The sequence below is a fragment of the Streptomyces sp. NBC_00637 genome (assembly GCF_045161545.1).
Lineage (GTDB): Bacteria > Actinomycetota > Actinomycetes > Streptomycetales > Streptomycetaceae > Streptomyces.
The window spans coordinates 8488200-8513551 of the sequence record NZ_CP109046.1 but is presented as its reverse complement, the minus strand read 5'-3'; the positions used below and the strand labels follow the sequence as shown (position 1 = coordinate 8513551).

Here is a 25352-nt window from a genome sequence, read left to right as displayed (position 1 = left end):
TCAGCCGCGCACGCGCCCGCGCCGCGCACCAGAGTCTCCGGCTCTTCTGGACACCGTTCGGCCCGCTCGCCGACGTCGTGCCCGGTGTCGTGCCCGGTGTCGTGCCCGGTGTCGGCGTGCTTCGAGGCTTTCCCCTCCGTGCGGGGAGTCCGCTGCTGCCCGCGCGGTCTGTGCCGGTGGCCCAATATCCCGTGTCCCGCTTGCCGCCGGCTTGGCGTCGGGTCGGCCCCGGCTTCGTGATCAGAGGAGTGACATGCTGAAAGGCCCAGAGCTGACGGACGAGGAATCCGACCGCCGCACGGCGGGCGGCGGGCCGGGGGTGTACGTGATTCCCGGGCGGCGGCCGGCGGGCGGTCCCGGTCAGGCGCGCCGTATCGCCGAGCTGGAGCGCGAAGTGCGGGAACTGCGGCGGGTGAACGAGACGCTGAAGAGGTATGTCGCGAAGGCTCTCGACCTCGACCTGCCGGTCTGCGGCGCGGTCCGCGAGGCGCAGGGCCACCGTGTGGGTGCTCAGGTCGATGCCGCTTCCCGGGGCGCGCCGCCCGACGCCCCGGGACGGGGTGGGGGGCGGCCGCCGGAGGCCGCGGGGGTGGCCGGGGCCGGGGTGGAGTTCCGGGTGCTGGGTCCGATGGAGGCGGCTGTCGGCGGGCGGGCGGTGGATCTGGGAGCGCCCAAGCAGCGTGCCGCGCTGGCGCTGCTGGTCAGCCAGGTGGGCCGGCCGGTGTCGGTCGATGTGATGCTGGAAGAGCTGTGGGAGGGGCGGCCGCCGCAGTCGGCGGTGACGTCGTTGCACGCGTACGTGGCCAATCTGCGCAGGGTGCTGGAGCCTGGGCGGGCACCGCGCAAGCCGGCGACGGTGCTGCGTACGCACGGCCGGGGGTATCTGCTGGACGGCCGTGTCGCGGAGGTCGACGCCCGCCGCTTCGGTGAGCGGGCGACCGCCGGGTGGCAGGCACTGGACGGGGGTGATCCGCGGCGGGCTCTGAGCGCGTTCGAGGCGGGGCTGGCGTTGTGGCGCGGGCAGGCCTACGCGGAGGTGGCCGATACCGCGCAGGTGGCTCCGGAGCGGGTCCGGCTGGAGGAGTTGCGGTTGTCGGCCACCGAGGGCCGCTGCGCGGCGCTGATCTCCGTGGGCGCGCATGAGGTCGCCGTGTCCGAGCTGGCGGCCTTCACGCGCGCCCATCCGCTGCGCGAATACGGTTGTGAGCTGCTGAGTCTGGCGTTGTACCGGGCCGGACGGCAGGCCGATGCCCTGGCGGTGCTGCGCACTCATCACCGGCGGATGGCGCAGGAGCTGGGCATCGACCCGAGTCCGGCGCTTCAGCACCTCGAGGGTGAGATCCTGCGCCAGGCCCCGGCGTTGGGCTGAGGCCGGGGCGGGGTCCGGGTGGTGTCGTCCTTGGCGGGGGGCCTGTCGGCGGATGCCGCAGGGCCCGCGTGCGGGGTGCTCACCTGCCGTCGAGCGCGGGTTCGAGGTCGGGTTCGGCGGCCGGTGTGGTGGGGGTGTCGTCGTGTCGTGCGAACAGTTTGCCGGGCCACCACATCCACCGGCCCAGGTCCAGGGTCAGTGCGGTGACCAGCACCGAGCGGACGATCAGGGTGTCCAGCAGCACGCCGAAGGCCACCGTGAAGCCGAGTTCGGCCGCGAACAGCAGCGGCAGCGAGGCCATCGCCGCGAAGGTGCCGGCCAGTACCAGGCCCGCCGAGGTGATCACGCCGCCGGTGGCGGACAGGCCCTCCAGGGCGCCGCGCCGGGTGCCGTGCTGTTCGGTGATCTCGCGTACCCGGGTGACCAGGAAGATGTTGTAGTCGACGCCCAGGGCGACGAGGAACACGAACGACAGCAGCGGGAAGGAGGCGTCCGCCCCGGCGAAGTGGAACACGTGGTTGAACACCAGGCTGCTCACGCCGAGGGCCGCGGCGAACGACAGCACCACGGTCGCCATCAGCAGCAGGGGGGCGACGACCGCCCGGAGCAGCAGCATGAGGATGAGGAAGACCACGAGGAGCACGATGGGGATGATCACCTTGGAGTCGCGGGTGGCCGCGTCCCGTGTGTCGAGAGTGATCGCCGCGTTGCCGCCGACCTGGGCGTGTGCCGCCTCGATGTCGTGGACGGCGGTTCTGGCCTGCTCGACGGTGTCCAGGGCGGCCGAGCTGCTGGGGGCGTCCTCGAGTTCTCCGGCCAGGAGGGCGTCGCCGCCCTTGATCACCGGTGGTGAGACGTCGGCGATCCCCGGAATGTCGGCCAGTGCCGCGCTCACCCGCTGGGCCGCGTCGGCGGTGGTGACGACGTAGATGGGGTCGCCCGAGCCGGCCGGGAAGTGCCTGGCCTGGATTTCCTGGCCGACGGCCATCTGCGGTTTGTCGGTGAACTGGTCCTTGCTGGAGAGCCCGTCGGCCTTGAGCCCGACCACGGCGACGGCCATGGCACCCAGAATGACCGCGGTCCCGATCCACACCGTGCGCGGCCGGCCGGAGATGGCGGTGCCGACCCGGGTCCAGATGCCTTCCGTGGCCGCCTGGGGCGCCGCGTAGGCCGGCTTGACGGGCCAGAAGATCCAGCGGCCGAAGATGACCAGGAGCGCGGGCATCAGGGTGATCATGGCGAGCAGTCCGACGACGATGCCGATGGCGCAGGCCGGTCCGAGCCCCTGGGTGGAGCGCAGGGTGGCGAGCATCAGCAGGGTCAGGCTGACCGCGACGGTCGCGGCGCTGGCGATGATCGCCGGGCTGCAGCGGCGCAGCGCCTGCGCCATCGCCTCGTGCCGGTCCTCGTGCAGCCGCAGTTCTTCTCGGTAGCGCGAGGTGAGCAGGAGCGCGTAGTCGGTGGCGGCGCCGAACACCAGGACGGTCAGGATGAAGCTGGTCTGCGAGTTGACGGTGAGTCCGGCGTTCTTCGCCAGGAGGTAGATCACCGCTTCCGAGGCGGACAGGGCGACGCCCGCGGTCAGCAGGGGCACCAGCGGCAGGGTCGGGCTGCGGTAGGTGAGCAGCAGGATGACGACCACGACCAGCGCGGTGATGGCCGTCAGGCTGCCTCCGCCGCCGAAGGCCTCGACCGAGTCGGAGGCGTGCCCGGCTGGGCCGGTGACGTGGAATCCGAGGCCGTCGGCGTTCTTCTCGCCGATGTCGGTCAGTGCGGTGACGACCTCGCTGATGCCGTTCCAGCCCGTCTTGTCCTTCTGTACCTGGACCACGGTCTGGATGGCCTTGCCGTCCTGGGACTTCACCGGGCCCTGTGGCCGGCCCGCGACGTTCTCGCTGTCCGCGAAGGCGTCGGCGTCCGCTCGGGCCTTGGCCATGTCGGCGGGGGTGATGCCTTCGGGCCGGTCGTAGATGACGATCGCGGGCATGGTGTCGGAGCGCTGGAACTTCTCGGACCGTTCGACGACCTTGGTCGACTCCGCGTTCGCGGGCAGCCAGGCCGAGCTGTCGTTCTTCTGGACGTCGCCGAGCTTGCCGGCGAGCATCAGGGCCGGGACCAGCAGGGCCACCCAGAGGGCGAGGACGACCCATTTCGCCACCCTGCCGCTGGGCAGGGAAGCCATGGTGCGGAACATGTGTCACTCCTGAGTGATCACTCGATGGGGGATGGCCGGTCGGGACGGGCGACGCTGCGGATCCCGCACCCCTGACGGCTGTCCGAGGTGAGGTGGATCGGCTGCGCGTGCGGTGGCCGGTTGCGGGCCGTCGACGACAGCGAGGTCTCCTCGCGCTTCGTCCTGGGCGTCGGTGACGTCGGCGAGCAGGGTGCGGACGGTGGACGAGAGCAGGTCGCGGTGGCCGGTGAACGTCGTCGTCGCAGCCCTTGCCGCGGATTCGACGCCGCCTCTCGGGGGCTGCCCCGGGGCGGGGCCGTCCTTGCCTGTGACGGGCGGTGGGACATCTGCGGGCCTCTCCTTTGCCGATGCGTGGCGAAGGGAGACCCGTCCGGAACCCGCAAATGTGACACCGATCCCGCCCGGTGTGGCGTACATCACCCCGAGCGGTCGGCCGTCAAGCCGGCGCCAACCAGCCGTACAGTCCCGGCCAAGGCGCAGGGGTGACGCTGTGGCTCCGCACCCGTGTGCGGCACCGCCGGAACACGGGCTGCCGGCCGGCGGTGGAGCGGCGCGTACCTCGCCCTGACCCGAGGGGCGCTGTTCCGGCCGGCGGCCGGCGGTGTTCTGCCGCCGCCGCGCGGGCCGGTGTCCGACGTGTACCGCGCCGCGCCCCGGGCCCGCCCCGCCCGGCCCTCCCGGCCGGTCCGGGTCGGCCGGGAGGGCGGTGGGGTGCGTCCGCGGCAGGCCGCGAGGGCCGCGCGGGAGGTCCCGGACGTGGGCGGGTGGCTGCCGGGAGGCGGTCTCCGGGCCGGCCGGCCGCCGCGGTCGGGCCGCACCCGCCGGGGCCGTGTCACATTCCGCTCGCCCCGTCTGTCTTACCAGGGACACCTCACGTCGGTCCGAGATGAGAAGGAGAAGACCGTGGCAGCACAGAGCGCAGCCTCCGCTACCGAGGCGGCCGGAACCGAGGGGAGGAATCCCCGGCGGTGGCTCATCCTCGCCGTCATCTGCGTCGCGCAGCTCATGGTCGTCCTCGACGGGACGGTGATGAACCTCGCGCTGCCGTCCGCGCAGGAGGACCTGGGGTTCACGAACGCCGACCGGCAGTGGGTCGTGACCGCGTACCTGCTGGCCTTCGGGAGCCTGCTGCTGTTCTGCGGGCGCCTGGTCGACCTGATCGGCCGTAAGAAGACCTTCCTCATCGGGCTGATCGGCTTCGCGGGCGCCTCCGCCGTCGGCGGCGCCGCGACCAACTTCGGGATGCTGGCGGCGTCGCGCGCCTGCCAGGGGTTCTTCGCCGCGCTGCTGGCGCCGGCCGCCCTGGCGCTGCTGGTCACGACGTTCACCGATCCGCAGGAACGCGGCAAGGCGTTCGGCGCCTTCAGCGCGGTCGCGGCCAGCGGCGGCGGCCTCGGCCTCATCCTCGGCGGTTCGCTGACCTCCTCGCTGTCCTGGCGCTGGTGCATGTACATCAACCTGGTGTTCGTCGTCATCGCGGTGGTCGGGAGCGCGCTGCTGATGGAGAAGCAGCCCAAGACGCCGGGCGCCCGCCTGGACGTTCCCGGCGTGGTCTTGGTGTCGAGCGGAATGTTCTGCCTGGTCTACGGCTTCTCCAACGCCTCCACGCACCGCTGGGGCACCCCCTCGACGTGGGGCTTCCTGATCGCCGGGGCCGTGCTGCTGGCCGTCTTCGCGGGCTGGCAGACCCGTGCCGCGCATCCGCTGCTGCCGCCGCGCATCGTCCTGGACCGCAACCGGGGCGCCGCGTACCTGACCATGCTGATCGTCGGCGCCGCGATGTACGGCATCTTCCTGTTCGTCATCTACTACATGCAGAGCACCCTGGGGTATTCGGCGATCCGCTCGGGTGTCGCCCTGCTGCCGATGGTGGCGGTCACCGCGGTGGGGGCCAACGTGGGCAACATCAAGCTGATGCCGCGGTTCGGGCCCAAGCCGCTGGTCACCGTCGGGCTGCTGCTCGGCGCGGCCGGCATGGTCTGGCTGACGGGGATCGACGTCGATTCCGGTTACGCGTCCGCCCTGCTGGGCCCGCTCATGATCGCCGGTGGCGGCATGGGCCTCATCTTCGCCTCGGCGTTCCGCACCGGCACCTCCGGGGTGGCGCCGTACGACGCGGGGATCGCCTCGGCGAGCATCCAGACCGGACAGCAGATCGGCGGCGCGATCGGTCTCGCGCTGCTCAACACGATGGCGACCAGCTCCACGACCCACTACGTCGAGGACCACGCCCAGGGCCGGCCGACGCTGCCGCTGATCCACCTCGCGACGGTCCACGGCTACACCACGGCGTTCTGGTGGTGCGCCGGCATCTTCACGGTCGGCGCCGTCGTCTGCGGCACGCTGATGCGCCGCGGCCCGCTGCAGGCGCCCGCCGCCGCGCCCGCCGGGAAACCGTCGGAGCCCGAGGCGGCCCGGGCCTGACCCCTACGCCGCCGGCCCGCCCGGCGAGCAGTCCCCGTCCCGTGCACCGGCGACAACGACTGGATCGCCGAGCCGCTGACCATGGAGCAGCTGACCCCCGTCGGCTCCTACCGGCTCTTCTGACCCGCCTTTTGCCGGCCGGCCGCCGGCGAAGGCGGCAACACACCCGACCGGGGCTCCGGTCGCGGACGGCGACCCGCCCCGGTCGTCGCCCGCGACCGGGGCCCCGGTCGTCTTCGTCCCGCGCCGCGGCGCCGGCCGCCGTGAGCGAAGCCCGGCAGCCGTACCCGCCGCCCCCTCCCCCGGCCGTGCCCTCCCCCTCACCCCAACCGCCTCGGCCTCCCCCGGACCGCGCCCTCCCCGGCCACTGCGGGCGTACGTCCCGTACGACGGCGTCTGCGCGTCGGTGCCCGCAAGGAGCGGGTCCTGCGGGCGGGGGCTGCCCGCGGTGCGACGCGTGGCGGGAGCCCGGGCCGGGGCGCGGCCACGCTCGGGGGGTCTGCTCCCGGGGGCCTGCTCCCGGCCTGGTCCCGGCCTGGTCCTGGGGCCCGCTCCTGGTAGTGCGCTCGGGGGCGCGCGCTCGGGGGGCTCGGGGGGGGGCGTCCGATGCGGGGTCGGCCGGGCGGCGTGGGTCCCCGTGGCCGTCCGGGCGGCGTCCGGGCCTGGACCAAGTCGCCGCCAAGCCGGTGCCCCTACGCTCTCGACGGTATCAACGGGGTCCGCGCAGGGCGTATGTCATGTGCCCGCACGCGGCCCCGCGGCGGCCGGGCGGTTCACCGGCACGATGCGCCAAGCCGGCGTGCCCCGGCCCGAGACATCCCCCCATGAAAGGAACAGCGCATGGTCAATCGGCGATCCTTCCTCGTCGGCGCGGGCGGGGCGGCGCTGGCCGTGGCCGGGGTCTCCGGCCCCGCGTTCGCCCGCTCCTCGCCCGGGAGCAAGTGGCACCGGCTGCGCCACCACCTGCGGGGGCGGCTGGTACTGCCGTCGAACGCGGCCTATCCGACCGCCAAGCAGCTGTACCTCGCCCAGTTCGACGACATCCACCCCCAGGCGATCGCCTACTGCACCTCGCCCGCCGACGTGGCGCTGTGCCTCGGTTTCGCCGAGCATCACGGCGTGCCCATCGCCGTGCGCAGCGGCGGCAACTGCGCGGGCGGCTACTCCACGAAGCCGGACGCTCTCGTCATCGACGTGTCCAAGATGAACGGCATCTCCCTCGGCCCCGAGTCCGCGAGGCTCGGCCCCGGGGCGCAACTCGTCGACATCACCGACCGGCTCGGCCGGGCCGGGCTGACGATCGCCGACGGCTACTGTCCGACCGTCGCGGCCGGCGGATTCCTCCAGGGCGGCGGCGCGGGCCCGTTCACCCGGGCCATGGGCATGGCCACGGACAGTGTGACCAAGGCACAGGTGGTGCTCGCCGACGGCAGGGTCGTCACCGCCTCGCCGCACGAGCACAGCGACCTCTACTGGGCCGTACGCGGTGGCGGCGGCGGCAACTTCGGTGTCGTGACCTCGTACACGATCACTCCGGAACCTCTCACCGACCTCGACACCTGCACCCTGCTGTGGCCCTACGACCAGGCGCTGGAGCTGTTCGACGGCTGGTCGAAGTGGCAGGCCGACGCGCCGTGGGCGATCGGCAGCGCGCTGCTCATCACGCTCATGGACGCAGCGCCCGGCAAGGTGCCGGTGGTGTCCGTCTTCATGGGCTCCGTGGACACCAGCGGCATCCTGGCCGGCGAGGTCGAGCGGCTCATCTCCCTGGTCGGCCGCCCCCCGGCGTCGCGCAAGCCGCTCAAGGCGCCGTATCAGCAGGTCATGATGGGCTTCTACCAGTGCGACGACAAGACGGTCGACGAGTGCCACCGCACGGGCACGGTGCCCGGCGGCCTGGTCCCCAGGATGGAGTACGGGATCTGGCGCAGCCGCCTGTTCAGCGAGCCGCTGCCGCACGAGGGATGGTCGAAGGTGCTCTCGGTCTTCGACAACGAACGGCATCCCGGGCAGATGCGCCAGTTGCAGCTCGTCACCATGGGCGGCAAGGCCAACACCGTGCCGCGCGACGCCACCGCGTTCGTGCACCGCGACACCATCTTCTCGATCGCCTTCCTCGCCGCGAACTACACGGGGCCCGTTCCCGAGGAGAGCGTGGCCTCCGCGGAACGGTTCGCCGACACCGGCTTCGAGGTGATCGACCCCTATTCCAACGGCGAGACCTATCTGAACTTCTACGACCCGCGCGACCCGAACTGGGAGAGGTCCTACTACGCCGAGAACTATCCCCGACTGATGCAGATCAAGGACAAGTACGACCCGCACAACCTGTTCAGCCACGCGCAGAGCGTGCGGTGATCCGCACGTAACAGGGCTGCGAGCAGGGCCTCCCGGAGCATGGCGGGACACCGAAGAATCCCCGCGTGCCCGGGAGGCCCGTGCCGTCGCCGGATCCGGCCTGAGCCATTCCCGACCCCTGGGGGCGAAATGAACGACATGACCAAGGCGCCTGTTCTCATAGCCGGCGCCGGGATCGGCGGACTGACGGCGGCGCTGAGCCTGCACGCCGCGGGCATCGACGCGGTCGTGCTGGAGAGCTCCCGCGACATCCGCCCGCTCGGCGTCGGGATGAACCTGCTGCCGCACGGGGTCCGCGAGCTGATCGAACTCGGCCTCGGCGACGACCTCGCCGCCCTCGGCGTGGCCACGGCCGAGCACGTGTTCTGCGACAGCGCGGGCGAGCGGCTCTTCACCGAGCCTCGGGGGAAGTCCGTGGGCTACCACTGGCCGCAGTACTCCATCCACCGCGGTGAGTTGCAGCAGCTGCTGCTCGAGCGGGTCCGCGAACGGCTCGGCCCCGACGCCGTGCGCACCGGCCTGCGGCTGCTGGACTTCACCGAGCACCCCGACGGCGTCCGCGTCCGTGTGCGGGACCGGGCCAGGGACACCGACGAGACGTTCGAGGGCGCCGCGCTGATCGGGGCGGACGGACTGCACTCGACGGTGCGCACCCGGCTCCACCCGAAGGAGGGGCCGCTGTCCTGGTCGGGCCAGCGGATGTGGCGGGGCGTCACGGTGATGGAGGAGCCCTTCCTGACCGGCCGGTCCATGGTGGTCGCCAGCGACGGCACCGCCTCGCTGGTCGCGTACCCGATCGGCCGCGACCGGGTCAACTGGGTGTGCCTGGTGCGGGTCGCCGAGCCCGGTCCCCTGCCCGAGGACGGTGCCGTGAACACGGTCGACGACCACCGCGCGGGCCGGCTGGAGGAGGCGCTGTCCCACTACGAGGGCTGGTCGCTGGGCATGCTCGATGTCCGTGAACTGCTCAAGCGCAGCGAGCACATCCTCGAATACCCCATGGTCGACCGCGAACCGCTGACCTCCTGGGGCCGCGGCCGGGTGACGCTGCTCGGCGACGCCGCCCACCCGATGTATCCCGCCGGGGCCAACGGCGCCTCCCAGGCCATCCTCGACGCGCGGGTCCTCGCCCACGAACTGGCGCGGGCGGGCGACGACGTGCCGGCGGGGCTCGCCGCGTACGAGAGCGCCCGCCTGGAGGCGACCGCGAACGTGGTCCACGCGGGCCGCGCGATGGAGCGCGCCGCCGGGCCCGCGATGCTGGACCGCGGCATGCTCGCCCAGATCATGGAGTTCTACCGCAAGATGGCCGACAGCGAGGTGGCCGAGCTCAACGCCCGGCCGTCGCTGACCCCGGCCGCCGCCGGCGGCCGCCACGGGACGCCGTGACGCCACCGCCCCCGCGCCCGGCCCCGTGACGCCCCGCCTGCGGGGACCGGGCCGGGCGCTGTCGGCGGAGCCGGGCCGGTGCTGCCGGCGAGGCCACGGCCGCGGTGGCGACGGCCACCCCGGCCCGCTCCGGACAGGGCGAGGCGTGCGCGCGCACCTGCGGGAGGCGCCTCACGGCCCGCCGGTCCCCGCCGGCCCTGGCGGCCGCTTGCCTCTCCCCCGCGCTTCGTCGGCGAGCGGATGTGCCCGCAGGGGAGCGGCGGACGGCGCGCCGGACCGCGGCGCCCAGGTGAGCGGCGGACCTGGGCGCCGCGCCGGTGCGCCGTGGGCGCGGCGTGCGACACGCCGCGCCGGCCGGGGAGAAGGGGTCGGGTCTCCCCCGGCCGCCGGTGCCTGCCGCCGGTGCCTGCGGCCGAACCGCTCGAGGGGCCGCGGAGGGAATCGTCCGCCGCCGGAAGCCGTCGCTGCGGCGGCGGTGCGTCGCGACGGCTGCGGCCGGGTCGTGATCAGGGGTGGGTGCCGACGACGGGAGCGCACATGTCCGCATCGCGCAGCGATGCGCCGGACGAGTCCGGGACAGCCGTGCCGGGCCGGGCCGACGGGCCCGGGCAGGCCCTGCTGCCGGCGTCCGCGCCGGCAGCGCTGTGGGCGGTGCGGCACGGGCAGAGCACCGCCAGCGTCGCCTTCGCCGAGGCCGGGCGGACCGGCTCGGCCGCTCTGCCGGTCACGGGACGCGACAGCGACGTCCCGCTGTCCGCGCTGGGGCGGGCCCAGGCTCGTACGCTGGCCGGCTGGCTCGCCGGCCACACCCGCGGCGCCGGGCCGGACCTGGTGGTCTGCTCCCCCTACGTGCGGGCCCGGCAGACCTGGCAGGCGATGGCCGCGGCGGCGCCGGACGTGCCGGTGCTGGTCGACGAGCGGCTGCGCGACCGTGAGACGGGCGTCTTCGAGCTGCACCCGCCGGCCGCGCTGGCGGCCCGGGCGCCGGCCGAGGCCGCGCGCCGGGCGAGGCCGCGCGCCGGGCGAGGCCGCGCGCCGGGCGAGGCCGCGCGCCGGGCGCTGCTGGGCGAGTGGTCGTACCGTCCGCCGGGCGGCGAGGCGCTCGCCGACGTCGCCCTGCGCGTACGGGACTTCACCTCCGAGCCGGCCGGCGCGTGCTGCTCGTCGCGCACGACGCGATCGTCATCGCCCCGCGCCATGTGCCGGCCGGTCTCGGCGCGCCGGTCCCGCACGCTCTGCCGCCGGTGCGCCACGCCTCCGTCACGCACTGGCGGGGCGACGGGCGCCGTCTGCGGCTCGCGCACTGGGGCCGCACCGCCCACCTCGCCGGCCTCGCCCAGCCGGAAGGGCCCGCGTGAGCGGCCCGCCGGCGGCGGGGATCCGGGCTCGCCGCAGGCCCGCCGACCGATGGCTGACGGGCCGTCATGAAGGGTGCGGGCGAAGCTACTCCGGGAGGTTGTCGAACGCCTTCACCAGCTTTCGCTGGTAGTCGCTGATCTGGTAGTAGGCGCCGAGCTTGTAGTACTCCTTCTCCGGCGACAGGGCGAGTCCGTAGACGAGCGCGCGCCGCTCGCCGACGTAGGCGTACGGGGCGGTGTTGGCGTACTGCGCCATCTGGCCGAGCTCGGGCTCCGACTTGGTGGGGGTCGTCTCGGGGTCGGTGGTGATCACGGCGAAGCAGATCCGCACGATCTTCGAGGAGTCCCAGTTGAGGGTCGGGTAGATGGCGAACGACTTCTTCGCGAACTCCACCCCCTGCTCGCCGGCTTCCTTCAGTCCCATCTCCCGCAGCATCGACTGGATGTAGTCCGACTCCAGAGGGGCCGTGGTGGCGCGGTCGCAGTAGAGGTTCAGCTCGTGGCGCTTGTAGTCGACGGAGACTCCCGTGACCCGGTCCAGGCCGTAGCGGGCGAACAGCTCGGCGTTCTCCGCCGCCGCACGCGGCATGGACGGCAGGTCGAAGAGCTTCTCCAGGTCATGCACGTCGTTGGAGGGGAAGGCCGCGTAGGCCTTCTTGAAGCCGCCGGCGACATCGACGTCGATGCCGTACATGCCGACGGGGAAGCGCTCCTGGAAGTCGGAGATGACGGAGCCGACGGGGTGGTCCGTGGGCTCGATCAGGCCTTCGGACAGCGCGAAGGAGTACGGGTCGACGTGATCGGCGGGGACGGTCATGCTGAGGTCGAGACCGCCGGAATGACTGCCGCTGGCGGTCATGGAGAAGACGATCACGGCCTCGTCCAGCAGGTCCTGATGCCCGGTCAGGACCGGTCGCACCTTGTCACCCGCGCATACGGTGCCGGCCAGGGCTGCCGCCTTCTCCACAGCCGCATACACACGGTCGACTTCAGTGGCTTTGGACATTGCTTCCTCCATGCCTCGAGCGCTTCCTGACGCTGCTGCACCTACATAGTTGCCGGTCGTCCCGGCCGGGCCGGCACGGCCGCTCGGTCCCGTCCCCGGCCTGCTCGCCGTGCCGTGGACGCCCGCTCACGCCGCTTCCTGGGGAAGCGGCGCCGCGCCCGGGACCCGGGAGCGGACGTGGCCGAAGGCGAGCAGCACGGGAGCCTGGGTCAGGACGGAGACGTAGTACGGGAAGGGGCGGGGACCGACCATGTCCGGCGGCCCGCTGTATCCGCCGTCCGCGTCCTGGTGGTCGAGCAGCCAGGACAGGGCGCGTCCGACGGGCCGGGCTTCGTCGCCGCCGCACAGTGTGATCAGCCCGTAGGCGGTGCTGATGGCGTCGCTGGCGTCGCCGGGCTGCATGCCCCAGCCGCCGTCGGCGTTCTGCGTGGCCCGCACCGACTGCTCCATGCGGCGGGCCACTTCGGCCATGCGGCGGTCGTCCGCGTCCGCGGTGCCCACGGCGAGGCGCGCGCGGAAGATCGTGTGCAGGCGGCTGCGGCTCCACCCGGGCTCGAACCCGCCGTCGGGCAGCTGGTTCTCGGCGAGGAAGTCCAGGGCCCGCTGCCGTGCGGCCACGGTGTCGGTGTGCGGGGCGAGCGCGTTGACCGCCGCGGCCGTCATGCACGGCTCGCCGCGGGCGCCGGCCACGTAGGTGGGGAAGCCGCCGTCCTCGCCCTGCACGGCGAGCAGCGCGTCCACCCCGCTGCGCACGGCGCCGTGGAAGCGGACCGGGGCGGTCTCCTGGATGAACTCCAGGGCGCACGAGGTGCAGTCGACGTCGTTCAGCGCCACGCCGGGGGACATCGACCAGCCGCCGGTGAGGGCGGCGCCGCGGGACAGGGAGGGCAGCGGGGCGCCGCCCTGGTGGTGGACGAGGGCGGCCGCCATCCGGCGCAGCAGCTCCGGCGGGGCGCCGGTGGCGGCGAGGCCGATGCCGGCGGTCGCGGTGCACCAGTGGTGCATCTCCGCGATGAACGGGAAGCCGCCGTCGTCGCGCTGGTGGCGCAGCACGCTGTCCAGTCCGCCGCGCACGGTCGCCTCCTGCCCGGGGACACCGGCCAGCGCGTGCAGGGTCAGCAGGTGCATCAGCACGTAGCCCTCCCACACCGTGGTCGCCGGGTCCGTGGCGGTCAGCGTGGTCAGGGCGGCTGCGGTCGCCGGGTTGTGCACCTTGGCGGCGTTGGCGAGGATCAGCGTGACGGCGGCCTGCTGGACGACGTTCCAGGAGTGCGTGGGGTCGGTGGGCGCCGCCTCGTCCGGCGCGGGCGCGACATCGGAGGGCAGGGGGCATCCGAGGACCGACAGCACGGCGTACAGCATTTTGCGGCGGCGGGCGGAGATGAACTCCGGTGCGCTGCCGAGCACAGCGTCGGTCAGTTTCGCGATGAGGTCGGTGTCGCCGTCGGGGGCCCGGTGGACCGCGGTGGAGACGGCGAGCGTGGCCAGGACACGGTCGAATTCCTGCGGGGAGTCCAGGCGCGCCTGCAGGAAGGCGAGCACGCGGTCCCGGGCGGGCGGGGCCGCGCCGATGCGTGCCATCAAGGTGAGCGCGAGCGCCGATTCCAGGACGCGGCTGTGGCATTCGCCGCGTATCGAGCCGTCGGCGTCGACCCTGTCGATGACGTGGTCCCGCAGTCGCGATACGGCTTGGTGCACGTGATCGGGATCGACGCCGGCCGGCCACGGCAACGGGGCCGGACGCGGTGCATTCAGTGGTCTCATGCCGTGCTCCTTTGACATGTCGTTGCGGCTCCCCCGCCGGGGCCACGGCAGGACGCGTTTCGGATTGCGGCCAAGAGTCGGTGACGGGACTTGGCTGGCGCTGTTCTGCGACTTGGCGCCTGCTTGGCAACCGGGGGCGGCCGTGCGGTGCGGGCGCCAGCCGGCCACGAAGGAGCGCGCGGCGACCAGGGCGGCCGGTGGCCGAGGAGAGGGCTGTCGCCCCGCGCCGGGCGGGGCACTACGGCGTGCTGGCTCACGGATACGGCGGTACGGGCTTCGGGGGGTGGCGGTACGGGCTTCGGGGGGGGTGGCGGGTCGTGTGCCGGTGGCGCCGTGCGGGCGGGCGTCGGTGTTGGTGCGGCGGCGCCAACCCGGCACCAAGCCGGGAGATAGTGCGGGCCAATCAGGCAGGCCGACGATGGGGGCCGCGGCGCCGCACGCATCGGATGTCGTCGCGGCGGGGTCACCGCCGCATGCCCGAACGGCTTCCCGGCCGAGCCGATGTCGCGTTCCGTCCGCCGCCGGCCGCGGTCGTTCGTGATCGTCCGACGCCCCGCACGGGGCCCTCACCTGATGGAAGGCCGAATATGGAGGAGACCGAGGTTCCGGTCCTGATCGTGGGCGGCGGTGGCTGCGGCCTGTCCGCCTCCGTCTTCCTCTCGGACCACGGTGTGGGGCACCTGCTCGTGGAACGGCACGCGGACACGTCGCTTCTGCCGAAGGCGCATTACGTCAACCAGCGCACGATGGAGATCTTCCGCCAGCACGGCGTCTACGACGCCGTCGTCGAACACGCCTCGACCACCGGGCAGTTCGGCCGGGTGCGCTGGCAGACCACGCTCACCGGCGACGGGCCCTTGGACGCGCGGGTGATCCACGAGATGGACGCGTTCGGCGGCGGGGAGCTGACCGCGCGCTACGCGGCGGACGGCCCCGTACTGCCCGTCAAGCTGCCCCAGCTGCGGCTGGAGCCGATCCTGCGCCGGCAGGCCGAGGAGCGCAATCCCGGCCGTGTGCTCTTCTCCCGCGAACTGATCCGTTTCACCGAGGAGGGCGAGCACGTCGTCGCCGAGATCCGCGACCGGGAGAGCGGCGAGGTCACCCGGGTCCGCGCGCGGTACGTCATCGCCGCCGACGGCGGCCGCACGCTCGGCCCCGCGCTCGGCGTGCGGATGCAGGGCGTGTTCGACATGGCCGACGTCACCACCGCCTACTTCTCGGCGGACCTGTCGCAGTGGTGGCACGAGGGTTCCCTCATCACCTGGTTCGTCAACCCCGACCGCCCCGACCTCAACAGCGCCCTGCTGGAGATGGGGCCGACCTGGGGCCGGCACTGCGAGGAGTGGGGGCTGACCTTCAGCCTGGGCGACGTGGACCGCGCCGACGAGGCGGCGATCGCCGACCGGATGCGTGCGGTCCTGGGCCTGCCCGGCCTCGATCTGACGGTGCACAAGGTGTCGCACTGGACGGTCGAGGGAGTCCTCGCCGACCGCTACCGGGCCGGCCGCGTCCTCATCGTCGGCGACGCCGCCCACCGCCAGCCGCCCACCACCGGGCTCGGTCTGAACGGCGGCATCCAGGACGTGCACAACCTCGCCTGGAAACTGGCCGCGGTACTCGGCGGCCGCGCCGACGACAGCCTGCTCGACACCTACGAGACGGAGCGGCGCGCGCTTGGCAGACACAACGTCGAGTGGGGCCTGGCCACCTGGTTCCACCACCGGGTCATGACCGAGGCCGCGCTCGGCCTGGGCCCGCACGTCCCGCCGCAGCGCCGCGCGTCCGCGTTCACCGCCTACTTCGCCCCCTCCCCCGTCGGCGCGGTCACCCGCGCCAGGGCGGCGGAGTTCTTCGGCACCCACCGCGCCGAGTGCCAGGCGCACGACCTGGAGATCGGCTTCGCCTACGAGGACGGCGCGCTCGTGCCCGACGGGAGCCAGGCGCCGCCCCGCTCGCCCATGGGCGGCGACTACCGTCCCACCACCCGCCCCGGGCACCGGCTGCCGCACGCGTGGACGACACGCGACGGGCGGCGCGTGTCCACCCACGACCTGGCCGGACCCCAGGGTGCTTTCGTCCTGATCACCGGCCCCGCGGACACGGCCTGGGACGCGGCGGCCCGGGAGGTCGCCGAGAAGTTCTCCGTCCCCCTCACCGTGGCCCGGATCGGGGCCGGCGCGCCCTACACGGACCCCGACGGCGACTGGGCGGCCGTACGCGAGATCGCGGACGACGGCGCCATCCTGGTACGCCCCGACAACCACGTGGCGTGGCGGTCCATGGGCGCGGCCGAGAACCCGGCGGACGTGCTGGCGCAGGCGATGTCCCGGATCCTGCACGGCAAGAGCGCCGAAGGACGCTAGGCCGAGTCCGGGAAGTCCCGCCCAGCCCACGGCAGGTGGCGGGCGGGACCCGGCGGGCGGGCGGTGTTTCGCGGCTGCGGCCCGGATGCGGGTGGTGGTGTGCCGCCGTCCGCGCCGGAGGCGGCACCGGGTGAGGCGCGGGTGGGGGCGGCGCCGGGTGGGGCGCCGGGTGAGGCGGCAGTGTGACGGGGCGGGGGGGAGGGCCGGGTGATGCCGGTCCTGCCGCCCGCCCCGTGCGGGGTCCGGCGGCCGGTTACCGGTTGCCGGTTACCGGTTGCCGGTTGCCGGTGCCGGCGCAGCTCACCCCGCTCCCCCGGCTCCCCCGCTCCCCCGGCCCGCCGCGCGGGCCGGGCCCGGCCGGGTCAGGTGGGGCGGGGGTGTCCAGTCGCGGTCCGCGCGGGCGGGGGTGTCCAGTCGCGGTCGGTGGGGGTGGGGTGTCTAGGCGTGGTCGGTGGGGGTGGGCGGGGGGCCGGGTGCGGTGAGGGCCCGGTCCACCAGCGGGCCGGCGGCGCCGGTGTAGTGGGCGGGGTCGAGCAGCGCGTGCGCCTCCTCGCGGCTCAGCACGCCGGCCAGGCGCGGGAGTTCGGCCAGTACGTCGGCCAGCGGCCGGCCGGTGCGGGAGGCGAGCAGCGAGGCCTGCGTCAGGAGTTCCTTGGCGGCCGTCCTGCCCAGGCGCGGGGCCAGGACGGCCGAGACGCGTTCGGAGACGAGCTGTCCGCCGGTGGCCTGGAGGTTGGCGCGCATCCGCTCGGGGTGGACGGTGAGTCCCCGGGTGAGTTCCACGGCCGTGTGGGCGGCGCCGCCGGTGAGCCGCAGGGCTTCGCGCAGGGGCTGCCACTCGGCGTGCCACACCCCTGCCGAGCGTTCGTCCTCGGCGGGCAGGCACTGCGTCAGCACGGTGCTCAGCGCGGGCACCTGGAGGGCCGCGGAGCGGATCAGGGTGGCGAGTACGGGGTTGCGTTTGTGCGGCATGGCCGAGGAGGCGCCGCGTCCGGCGGCCGCGGGCTCGGCGACTTCGCCGACCTCGGTGCGGGTGAGGACCAGCACGTCCGCGGCGATCTTGCCGAGGGCGCCGGCCGTGTGGGCGAGTGCGGCGCCCAGGTCGGCGACGGGGGTGCGCAGGGCGTGCCAGGGCAGCCGGGGTGCGGCCAGGCCCGTCTCGGCGGCGAAGGCGGCGCCCAGGTCGTCGAGCAGGGCGGCGGGGTCGGTGTCCGGCCCCGCGTACTGGAGGTAGCCGGCGAGGGTGCCGGCCGCGCCGCCGAGCGCCACCGGAAGTCCGCCGTGGGCGACCCGTTCGAGACGGTCGACGCAGTCCAGGACGAGCTGGCGCCAGCCGGCCGCCTTGAGGCCGAAGGTGGTGGGCACCGCGTGCAGGGCGAGGGTGCGGCCCGCCATCACGGTGTCGCGGTGCGCGGCCGCGAGGCCGGCCAGCGCGGCGGCCACGGTCCGCAGGTCCGCGACGATCAGGCGCAGCGCCCGCGCGGCCACCAGCATCGCGCCGGTGTCCAGGACGTCCTGGCTGGTCGAGCCGCGGTGCACGTATTCGGCGGCCTGCGCCGACTGCCGTGCGACGACCGCGGTCAGCGCCGTGACCAGGCCCACGACCGGGTTCGCGGTCTCCCGCGCGGCCAGCGCCAGTTCGCGCACGTCGAGCAGGTCGGCGCGGGCGGCGGCGGTGATGGCGTCGGCGGCGAACGCGGGCACGGTGCCGCAGCGGGCCTGGGCGCGGGCCAGGGCCGCCTCCGCGTCGAGCATCGCCTGGAGCCAGGCGTGGTCGCCCACGGCGGCCTCGACGGGGGTGCCCGCACGGACCGGTGACAGCAGCCCGGCGTCGAGATGGGCGGCGGTGGCCGCCGCCGGCGGGGATGCGGGCAAGGAGGTCATGCGCCTGCCTTCGGGCTCGGGGCCGGGCCGCCGGCCGCGTGGTGGGTGGCAACGGTGTCCGGTTCGCCCGGCGCAGGGCGCGGTCCGGGCCCGGCCGGGACGGCCGCCGCCATGGCGTCGCGGTCCTCGCGGTGAGCGGGCCGGCGCCGGGTGGGATGCCGGGTGATGCAGCGGGAGGGCGGGCCCGCGGAGAGCGGCTGCGCGCCCGGCGCCCGGAGTGCGTGCCGTGCCGGGGGGGGTGTCCTTCCCGCGCCATGTTCGCGCCAGGCGCTCGGATCCGGGTGGAACGCGGCTCGAAGGGCTGTGCGCGCGCGGGGCCCCGGCACGGCGCGAACGCGGCTGTATCGGCTCTCCAGCACCCGTCGCTACGTTCGACGGGTGCGAAAGGCCCCCAGGGCGGCCGCCTTCGCCGAACAGACGGGGCCGCCGGCCGGCAGGCCGGATCCGAACCCTTCGTCAGGGGATTCCTGACTCGAACTGTTCACAGCCACTGTCTCGAGCCGTGCGGCGGTACGGGCCGAGTCACCTCACGAAGGAGGATGTCGATGACGGCACAGCCGTGCCCCCGAGTCCATGCCCGCGAATGCCGCGCGGCCGACGGCTGCGTCCTGTGTGCCGGCTGCGTCGCTCAGGCCGAGCGCGACCTGCGCGCGCTTCCCGCTCTTCACCAGGAGTGCCTGCACCACGCGTCGCCGACGCCCCGGCGCAGCAACCCCACGAAAGTGTCGGGCAGTCGTGCCCGGGATCATCTGAACTTCTCGGTGCTCGACGCCCGTTACCGCCTGCTGAACGCCTTGCAGTCCTGGTCGGAGTATGTCGCCGCGCATCACCGGGTCGCCGTTCCGGGCCGCTCCGTCGTCCAGTTGGCCCGGTTTTTGGCCGGGCATCTGCCCTGGCTCGTGGCGCAGCCGTGTGCCGCCGAGTTCGCGGACGAGGTGGAGGGTCTGGCCGCCGAGTTGCGCGGCACGATCGACCCGGGGGCCGGTGAGCTGCGTACGGCGATCCGCACGTGTGTGGTGGAGCACTGTGCCGGGACGATCAGCACCTCGCTGAACGGCGGGGAGCGGGTGCGCGCCGGGCGTCTGGAGTGCTCCCTGGGCCATGGGTGGGACATGGGCGAGTGGCTGGCTCTGCGGCATCTGCTGGAGCAGCGGCGGGCGGGGGCCGGCGCATGACGAAGCCGCCACGTCACCGGCTCGTGCCCACGAATGTGGCGGCGCTGGCCGTCGGGGTGTCCGAGGCGACCATCCGCAAGTGGGTGAGCCGCGGGAAGATCACCCGCTACGGCGCGCCGAACTGCCGCTCGGCGTTCGACATCGACGAGCTCACGCAGATCGCCCTGCGGCGTTCTCCGCGTCCTTCAGGGCTCCCCCGCTGACCGGCACCGGCGGCGCCGGGCGCGTGTGCCCGCGCGTCCTGGTGCCGGGCGACCATGCCCGCGGGCCGAACGCGCGGCGGGCGAGAGGCTGTTGCATGGACACCCCACCCCTGTGTCGAGTGAGCCAGGTCACTTCGAGGTGTCCTTGGCGTGAGGGCACCCCCGTGTCACTATCGATGCACATTTTCCCTGCCCGAAAACTTCTTCGGGTCAGGCAGGCGGGTGCCGCGTCCCCGCTCGTCCCCCCTCAGTGCGAACCGCCGGTGCACGGCGCGGCTGTGCCCGCGTGCCCGGCGCCGCCCGAGAGCGGGGCTTCCCCTCCGGCCGCCGCCGCGGCGGCGGCCGGCGCGCCGGCGTCCCCCTGTCCCGGCCGGCCGGGATTGCGCGCCGCCCCCTTCGCAGTACCGCGCCGCCCTGCGCTGCGGTGCGGTGACGGGCGCCGAGGAACAACCGGCGGAAAACGGATAGTTCGATCTCACTGCAGGTAACGAGAAGGGGAGCTGAGTGCGTTGACTCTACCGACCTCTGTGGCGGGGGTTTCGGCACACCACCGGGCTCGCTCCGTCGGCATCGGTCGCGCTCACGCCAAGGCCATTTTGCTGGGGGAGCACGCGGTCGTGTACGGAACCGCGGCGCTCGCCGTGCCGATCCCGCAGCTGTCGGCCACGGCGAGCGCGGGATGGTCCGCCGACACCGCGGACGGCGCGGACGCCGGCGCGCAGGGCGACTTGTCCTTCGCCATGACCGGTTCGGTGTCGCGGGCGATGGTGACGCAGGCCTCCGACGGGCTGCGGCAGCTGGCCGCCGCGTTCCGGGCGCAGATGGGCGTGCCCGACGGTCCGCGTCTGGACGTGATCGTCGACGGCGCCGTCCCGCCCGGCCGCGGGCTCGGCTCCAGTGCCGCCACCTCGCGGGCGATCGTGCTGGCCCTGGCCAATCTCTTCGACCGTGAACTGAGCGAGGCCGCCACGTTCGACCTGGTGCAGACGGCCGAGAACATGGCGCACGGCCGGGCCAGCGGCATCGACGCCTGCGCCGTCGGCGCGACGGCGCCGCTGCGTTTCCAGGCCGGGCGGGCCGGCGAACTGGAGGTCGGCTGCGACACGTTGCTCGTCGTCGCCGACAGCGGCACCTCGGGCAGCACCAGGGAGGCGGTCGAGCTGCTGCGCGAGGGGTTTCGGCGCGAGGGCACCAAGGAGCGTTTCCTGCGCCGCGCGGACGAGCTCGTCGAGGCGGCCGTCGCGGCCCTCGCCGAGGGCCGGGCGGGCGACGTCGGCGCGCAGCTGAGCGGCTATCACCAGCTGCTGCGCACCGCCGGGCTCAGCACCGACCTGATCGACACCATGGTCGAGGCCGCGCTGGACGCGGGCAGCCTCGGGGCGAAGATCACCGGCGGCGGGCTGGGCGGCTGCATGATCGCGCTGACCCGGCCCGAGCACACCAGGAACGTGACCGTGCGACTGCACGAGGCCGGCGCCGCGCAGACGTGGGTCGTCCCGCTGAGGAGGCTCGCCGACCATGTCTGAGCAGCACACCCTCCGGGTGCGGCCGTCCCGGCGCGAGGGCGCGGCGGAGGCCGCCGCCGTCGCGCATCCGAACATCGCGCTGGTCAAGTACTGGGGCAAGCGCGACGAGGAACTCGTCCTGCCGCGCACCGACAGCCTGTCGATGACCCTGGACATCTTCCCCACGACCACGCGGGTCCGACTCGACGCCACGGCGCGGCGCGACGAGGTGAGGCTGGGCGGCGTGCCCGCGACGGGAGAGGCGCTGCGCCGCATCGTCGCCTTCCTCGACCTGGTCCGTGACCGGGCGGGGCTGTCCGTGCGGGCGGTCGTCGACTCCGAGAACACCGTCCCCACCGGGGCCGGCCTGGCGTCCTCCGCCAGCGGGTTCGCCGCCCTGGCGGCGGCCGCGGCGGCCGCCTACGGGCTGCGCCCGGACGCCACCGCCCTGTCGAGGCTGGCCCGGCGCGGATCGGGCTCGGCGTCGCGGTCGGTCTTCGCCGGCTTCGCCGTCTGGCACGCGGGCCCCGGCGCCGGCGCCGGCGCGGATCTCGGCTCCTACGCCGAGCCGGTGGCCGCCGGGCAGCTCGATCCCGCGCTGGTCATCGCCGTGGTCGACGCCGGGCCCAAGGCGCTCTCCAGCCGCGAGGCCATGCGCCGTACCGTCGCCACCTCGCCGCTGTACGGTCCGTGGGCGGCCTCCAGCAAGGACGACCTCCTCGCCATGCGGGCCGCGCTGCTGCGCGCCGACCTCGACACGGTCGGCGAGATCGCGGAGCGCAACGCGCTCGGCATGCACGCCACGATGCTGGCGGCGCGCCCCGCGGTGCGCTACCTGGCGCCGGCCACGCTGACGGTGCTGGACGGTGTGCTCCAGCTGCGCCGCGAGGGGGTGGCGGCCTACGCGACCATGGACGCCGGGCCGAACGTCAAGGTGCTGTGCCGGCGCGCGGACGCGGAGCGGGTGGCCGCCACCGTGCGCGGCGCCGCCCCGGGCGGCGCGGTGCACATCGCCCGGCCGGGGCCGGGTGTGCGTCTGCTGCACGCGGACGGGCGATGAGCGGCGGGCGCACGGCCGTACGGCGCGCTCCGGGCAAGCTGTTCGTCGCGGGCGAGTACGCGGTGGTGGAGCCCGGTGTCCCGGCGATCGTGACGGCGGTGGGCCGGTCGGTCACGGTCACCGTCGCGGCCGCGGACGGGCCCGGGGTCGTGATCGCCTCCGACCTCGCCGCGGGGCCGATGCGCTGGCGGTGGCAGGGCGACCGGCTCGAGGTGTGCCCCGGGCAGGACGAGCCGCGGGTGCGCCGCGCGGCGGCCCACGTGGTGTCGGCGATCGAGACCGTGGCCGGCCTGCTGGCCGAACAGGGCCGGCCCGCACCGCGGGTGAGTGTCTCGGTTCGCAGCGAACTGCACGAGAAGGGCACGAAGTTCGGTCTGGGTTCCAGCGGCGCGGTGACCGTGGCGAGCGTGGCGGCCCTGGCCGCCCACCACGGCCTGGAGCTGGAGGCGGCGAGCCGGTTTCGGCTGGCGCTGCTCGCCACCGCCCGGATCGACCCGCGTGCCTCCGGCGGTGACCTCGCCGCCAGCACCTGGGGCGGCTGGGTCGCCTACCGGGCCCCCGACCGTGACTTCGTGCTCGATCTGGCGCGGCGCGAAGGCGTCGGCCACGCGCTGCGCGCGCCGTGGCCGGGGTTCGCGGTGCGTGCGCTGCCGCCGCCGCGCGCCCTGCGCCTGGAGGTCGGCTGGACCGGGCGGCCTGCGTCCACCGCCTCGCTCGTCGCCGGCCTGCACCGGCGCACCTGGCGGGGCAGCGCCTCGCACCAGGCGTTCGTCAGGACCAGCACCGGCTTCGTCGACGCCGCGACCGACGCGCTCGAACGCGGTGACGAGGGGGAGCTGCTGCACCAGATCCGGTGCGCCCGCGAGGAGTTGGCCCGCCTGGACGGCGAGGCCCGCCTGGGCATCTTCACCCCCGAGCTGACGGCGCTGTGCGCGGCGGCCGAGGCCGTCGGCGGTGCGGCCAAGCCGTCGGGGGCGGGCGGCGGCGACTGCGGCATCGCGCTGCTGGACGCCGCGGCCGAGCACGACATCGCGCAGGTACGGCAGCGGTGGGCCGCGGCGGGCGTACAGCCCCTGTCCGTCGCCCGCCCCCCGGAAAGGAACGAGGAATGAGCAGCGCTCAACGCAAGGACGACCATGTCCGCCTGGCCATGGAGCAGCACCGTGCGCACAGTGGCCTCAACCAGTTCGACGAGGTGGCGTTCGTCCACCACGCCCTGGCGGGCATCGACCGGCCGGACGTCTCGGCGGCCACGTCCTTCGGCGGCATCCGGTGGCAGGCCCCGCTCTACATCAACGCCATGACCGGCGGCAGCGCCAAAACCGGTGCCATCAACCGGGATCTGGCCGCCGCCGCCCGCGAGAGCGGCGTGGCCATCGCGTCGGGTTCCATGAACGCCTACCTCAAGGATTCTTCCTGCGCCGACACCTTCCGGGTGCTGCGCACGCACAACCCCGACGGGTTCGTCATGGCCAACATCAACGCCACGACCTCGCTCGACGGCGCCCGGCGCGCCGTCGACCTGCTGGAGGCCGACGCCCTTCAGATCCACGTCAACACCGCGCAGGAAACCCCCATGCCCGAGGGCGACCGCTCGTTCTCGGCGTGGGCCGGGCAGATCGAGACGATCGCGGCCGGCGTCGGCGTCCCCGTGATCGTCAAGGAGGTCGGCAACGGCCTGAGCCGGCAGAGCGTCCTGCTGCTGAAGGAGCTGGGGGTGAGCGCGGCCGATGTCGCCGGGCGCGGCGGCACCGACTTCGCGCGCATCGAGAACGGGCGCCGGGAGCTGGCCGACTACGCCTACCTGCACGGCTGGGGCCAGTCCACCGCCGCCTGCCTGCTGGACAGTGCCGGCGCCGGCCTGCCCGTGCTCGCCTCCGGCGGGGTGCGCCATCCCCTCGACGTCGCCCGCGGCCTCGCGCTCGGCGCCCGCGCCGTCGGTGTGTCGGGCGGGTTCCTGCGCACCCTCCTGGACGGCGGCGTGGCCGCGCTCGTCACGCAGATCACGGCGTGGCTGGACCAGCTGGCGGCGCTGCAGACCATGCTCGGCGCGCGCACCCCGGCCGACCTGGGCCGCTGCGACGTGCTGATCCAGGGCTCCCTGCGTGACTTCTGCGCCGACCGGGGCATCGACACCGCCCGCCTCGCCCGGCGCTCCGCCACCACCGCGACCACCACCGCCTCCGCCACCACCGCCTCCATCGACGCCCTCCACGAGATGACGGGAAGCACACGATGACCGACACACACGCGATCGCCGGCGTACCGATGCAGTGGGTGGGGCCCGTGCGCATCTCGGGCAACGTCGCCACCACCGAGACCCAGGTGCCGCTGGCCACCTACGAGTCGCCGCTGTGGCCCTCGGTGGGCCGCGGCGCGAAGGTGTCCATGCTCGCCGAGCAGGGCATCGTCGCCACCCTCGTCGACGAGCGGATGACCCGCTCGGTCCTCGTGGAGGCCACCGACGCGCAGACCGCGTACACGGCCGCGCTGACCATCGAGGCGCGCGTCGACGAACTGCGCGCCGTGGTGCGCGGGTGCAGCAGGTTCGCCGAGCTGATCGGCATCCGCCACGAGATCAACGCCAACCTGCTGTTCCTGCGTTTCGAGTTCTCCACCGGCGACGCCTCCGGCCACAACATGGCCACCCTCGCCTCCGACGCGCTCCTGGGGCATCTGCTGGAGACCGTTCCCGGCATCTCCTACGGGTCGATCTCGGGGAACTACTGCACCGACAAGAAGGCCACCGCGGTCAACGGGATCCTGGGCCGCGGCAAGAACGTCGTCACCGAACTGCTCGTGCCGCGTGCGGTGGTCGAGGACGTGCTGCACACCACGGCCGCGAAGATAGCCGAGCTCAACCTGCGCAAGAACCTCCTGGGCACCCTCCTCGCCGGCGGGATCCGCTCGGCCAACGCGCACTTCGCGAACATGCTCCTGGGCTTCTACCTGGCCACCGGCCAGGACGCCGCGAACATCGTCGAGGGATCCCAGGGCGTGGTCATGGCCGAGGACCGCGACGGCGACCTGTACTTCGCCTGCACCCTGCCCAACCTGATCGTGGGCACCGTCGGCAACGGCAAGGGCCTCGCCTTCGTGGAGACGAACCTGACCCGGCTCGGCTGCCGGGCCGAGCGCACCACCGGGGACAACGCGCGCCGTCTGGCCGTCATCGCGGCGGCGACGGTGCTGTGCGGCGAACTCTCGCTGCTGGCGGCCCAGACCAACCCCGGCGAGCTGATGCGCGCGCACGTCCAGCTGGAACGCGACAACAAGACCGCAAAGGTTGGTGTCTAGGGC

16 protein-coding genes and 1 pseudogene are annotated in these 25352 nt (G+C 74.0%); 13 read left to right on the top strand and 4 right to left on the bottom strand.

The features are described from left to right. Positions 1-253: 253 nt before the first annotated feature. On the top strand, positions 254-1369 hold the full coding sequence (locus tag OG440_RS37650; protein WP_406004762.1) for a BTAD domain-containing putative transcriptional regulator: 1116 nt from the start codon (positions 254-256) through the stop codon (positions 1367-1369). A gap of 79 nt (positions 1370-1448) precedes the next feature. On the opposite strand, the gene OG440_RS37645 is transcribed toward OG440_RS37650, so the two are convergent. Then, the gene (locus OG440_RS37645) at positions 1449-3563 is read right to left on the bottom strand and encodes an MMPL family transporter (RefSeq protein ID WP_406004763.1); all 2115 of its coding nucleotides are present in this window, start codon (positions 3561-3563) and stop codon (positions 1449-1451) included. 903 nt (positions 3564-4466) lie between these two features. On the opposite strand from OG440_RS37645, the gene OG440_RS37640 reads away from it, so the two are divergent. The 4 genes and pseudogenes from OG440_RS37640 to OG440_RS37625 all read left to right on the top strand — a co-directional run bounded on the left by OG440_RS37640 (position 4467) and on the right by OG440_RS37625 (position 11092). Next, positions 4467-5987, top strand: coding sequence for an MFS transporter (locus OG440_RS37640; protein WP_406004764.1), 1521 nt, complete (start codon positions 4467-4469; stop codon positions 5985-5987). Positions 5988-6827: 840 nt separating this feature from the next. Beyond that, positions 6828-8345 (top strand): FAD-binding oxidoreductase, encoded by a 1518-nt coding sequence (locus OG440_RS37635; protein ID WP_406004765.1) that lies wholly within the window; start codon positions 6828-6830, stop codon positions 8343-8345. 129 nt (positions 8346-8474) lie between these two features. Then, complete coding sequence (locus OG440_RS37630; RefSeq protein ID WP_406004766.1) at positions 8475-9734, top strand: FAD-dependent monooxygenase; 1260 nt, start codon at positions 8475-8477, stop codon at positions 9732-9734. A 537-nt stretch (positions 9735-10271) separates the two neighbouring features. Next, a pseudogene (locus OG440_RS37625) lies at positions 10272-11092 on the top strand (histidine phosphatase family protein). A gap of 85 nt (positions 11093-11177) precedes the next feature. Here the strand turns inward: OG440_RS37625 and OG440_RS37620 are convergent. Both OG440_RS37620 and OG440_RS37615 read right to left on the bottom strand, forming a co-directional pair. Then, a complete protein-coding gene (locus OG440_RS37620) occupies positions 11178-12098 on the bottom strand; it encodes an aromatic prenyltransferase (protein WP_406004767.1) in 921 nt (306 codons plus the stop codon). 126 nt (positions 12099-12224) lie between these two features. Further along, on the bottom strand, positions 12225-13862 hold the full coding sequence (locus OG440_RS37615; protein ID WP_406004768.1) for a prenyltransferase/squalene oxidase repeat-containing protein: 1638 nt from the start codon (positions 13860-13862) through the stop codon (positions 12225-12227). A gap of 587 nt (positions 13863-14449) precedes the next feature. On the opposite strand from OG440_RS37615, the gene OG440_RS37610 reads away from it, so the two are divergent. Beyond that, positions 14450-16225 (top strand): FAD-dependent monooxygenase, encoded by a 1776-nt coding sequence (locus tag OG440_RS37610; RefSeq protein ID WP_406004769.1) that lies wholly within the window; start codon positions 14450-14452, stop codon positions 16223-16225. A gap of 438 nt (positions 16226-16663) precedes the next feature. Here OG440_RS37610 and pcaB read toward each other — a convergent pair whose 3' ends face one another. Then, positions 16664-18109, bottom strand: coding sequence for a 3-carboxy-cis,cis-muconate cycloisomerase (pcaB, locus tag OG440_RS37605; RefSeq protein ID WP_406004770.1), 1446 nt, complete (start codon positions 18107-18109; stop codon positions 16664-16666). A gap of 545 nt (positions 18110-18654) precedes the next feature. On the opposite strand from pcaB, the gene OG440_RS37600 reads away from it, so the two are divergent. The 7 genes from OG440_RS37600 to OG440_RS37570 all read left to right on the top strand — a co-directional run bounded on the left by OG440_RS37600 (position 18655) and on the right by OG440_RS37570 (position 25349). After that, a complete protein-coding gene (locus OG440_RS37600; protein WP_406004771.1) occupies positions 18655-19284 on the top strand; it encodes a hypothetical protein in 630 nt (209 codons plus the stop codon). Then, a complete protein-coding gene (locus tag OG440_RS37595) occupies positions 19281-19487 on the top strand; it encodes a hypothetical protein (RefSeq protein WP_406004772.1) in 207 nt (68 codons plus the stop codon). The genes OG440_RS37600 and OG440_RS37595 overlap by 4 nt, the downstream gene beginning before the upstream one ends. Before the next feature lie 527 nt (positions 19488-20014). Next, positions 20015-21013, top strand: coding sequence for a mevalonate kinase (gene mvk, locus OG440_RS37590; RefSeq protein ID WP_406011204.1), 999 nt, complete (start codon positions 20015-20017; stop codon positions 21011-21013). Then, entirely contained in the window at positions 21006-22052 is a 1047-nt protein-coding gene (mvaD, locus tag OG440_RS37585) for a diphosphomevalonate decarboxylase (protein WP_406004773.1), read from the top strand. Before mvk ends, mvaD begins: the two co-directional genes overlap by 8 nt. Beyond that, positions 22049-23164 carry a phosphomevalonate kinase gene (locus OG440_RS37580; protein WP_406004774.1) on the top strand — a complete coding sequence of 372 codons (1116 nt, stop codon included), beginning with the start codon at positions 22049-22051 and terminating at the stop codon, positions 23162-23164. Before mvaD ends, OG440_RS37580 begins: the two co-directional genes overlap by 4 nt. Further along, positions 23161-24291 carry a type 2 isopentenyl-diphosphate Delta-isomerase gene (gene fni / locus OG440_RS37575; protein WP_406004775.1) on the top strand — a complete coding sequence of 377 codons (1131 nt, stop codon included), beginning with the start codon at positions 23161-23163 and terminating at the stop codon, positions 24289-24291. The genes OG440_RS37580 and fni overlap by 4 nt, the downstream gene beginning before the upstream one ends. Beyond that, positions 24288-25349, top strand: coding sequence for a hydroxymethylglutaryl-CoA reductase (locus OG440_RS37570; RefSeq protein WP_406004776.1), 1062 nt, complete (start codon positions 24288-24290; stop codon positions 25347-25349). Before fni ends, OG440_RS37570 begins: the two co-directional genes overlap by 4 nt. The last annotated feature ends 3 nt before the right edge of the window (positions 25350-25352 follow it).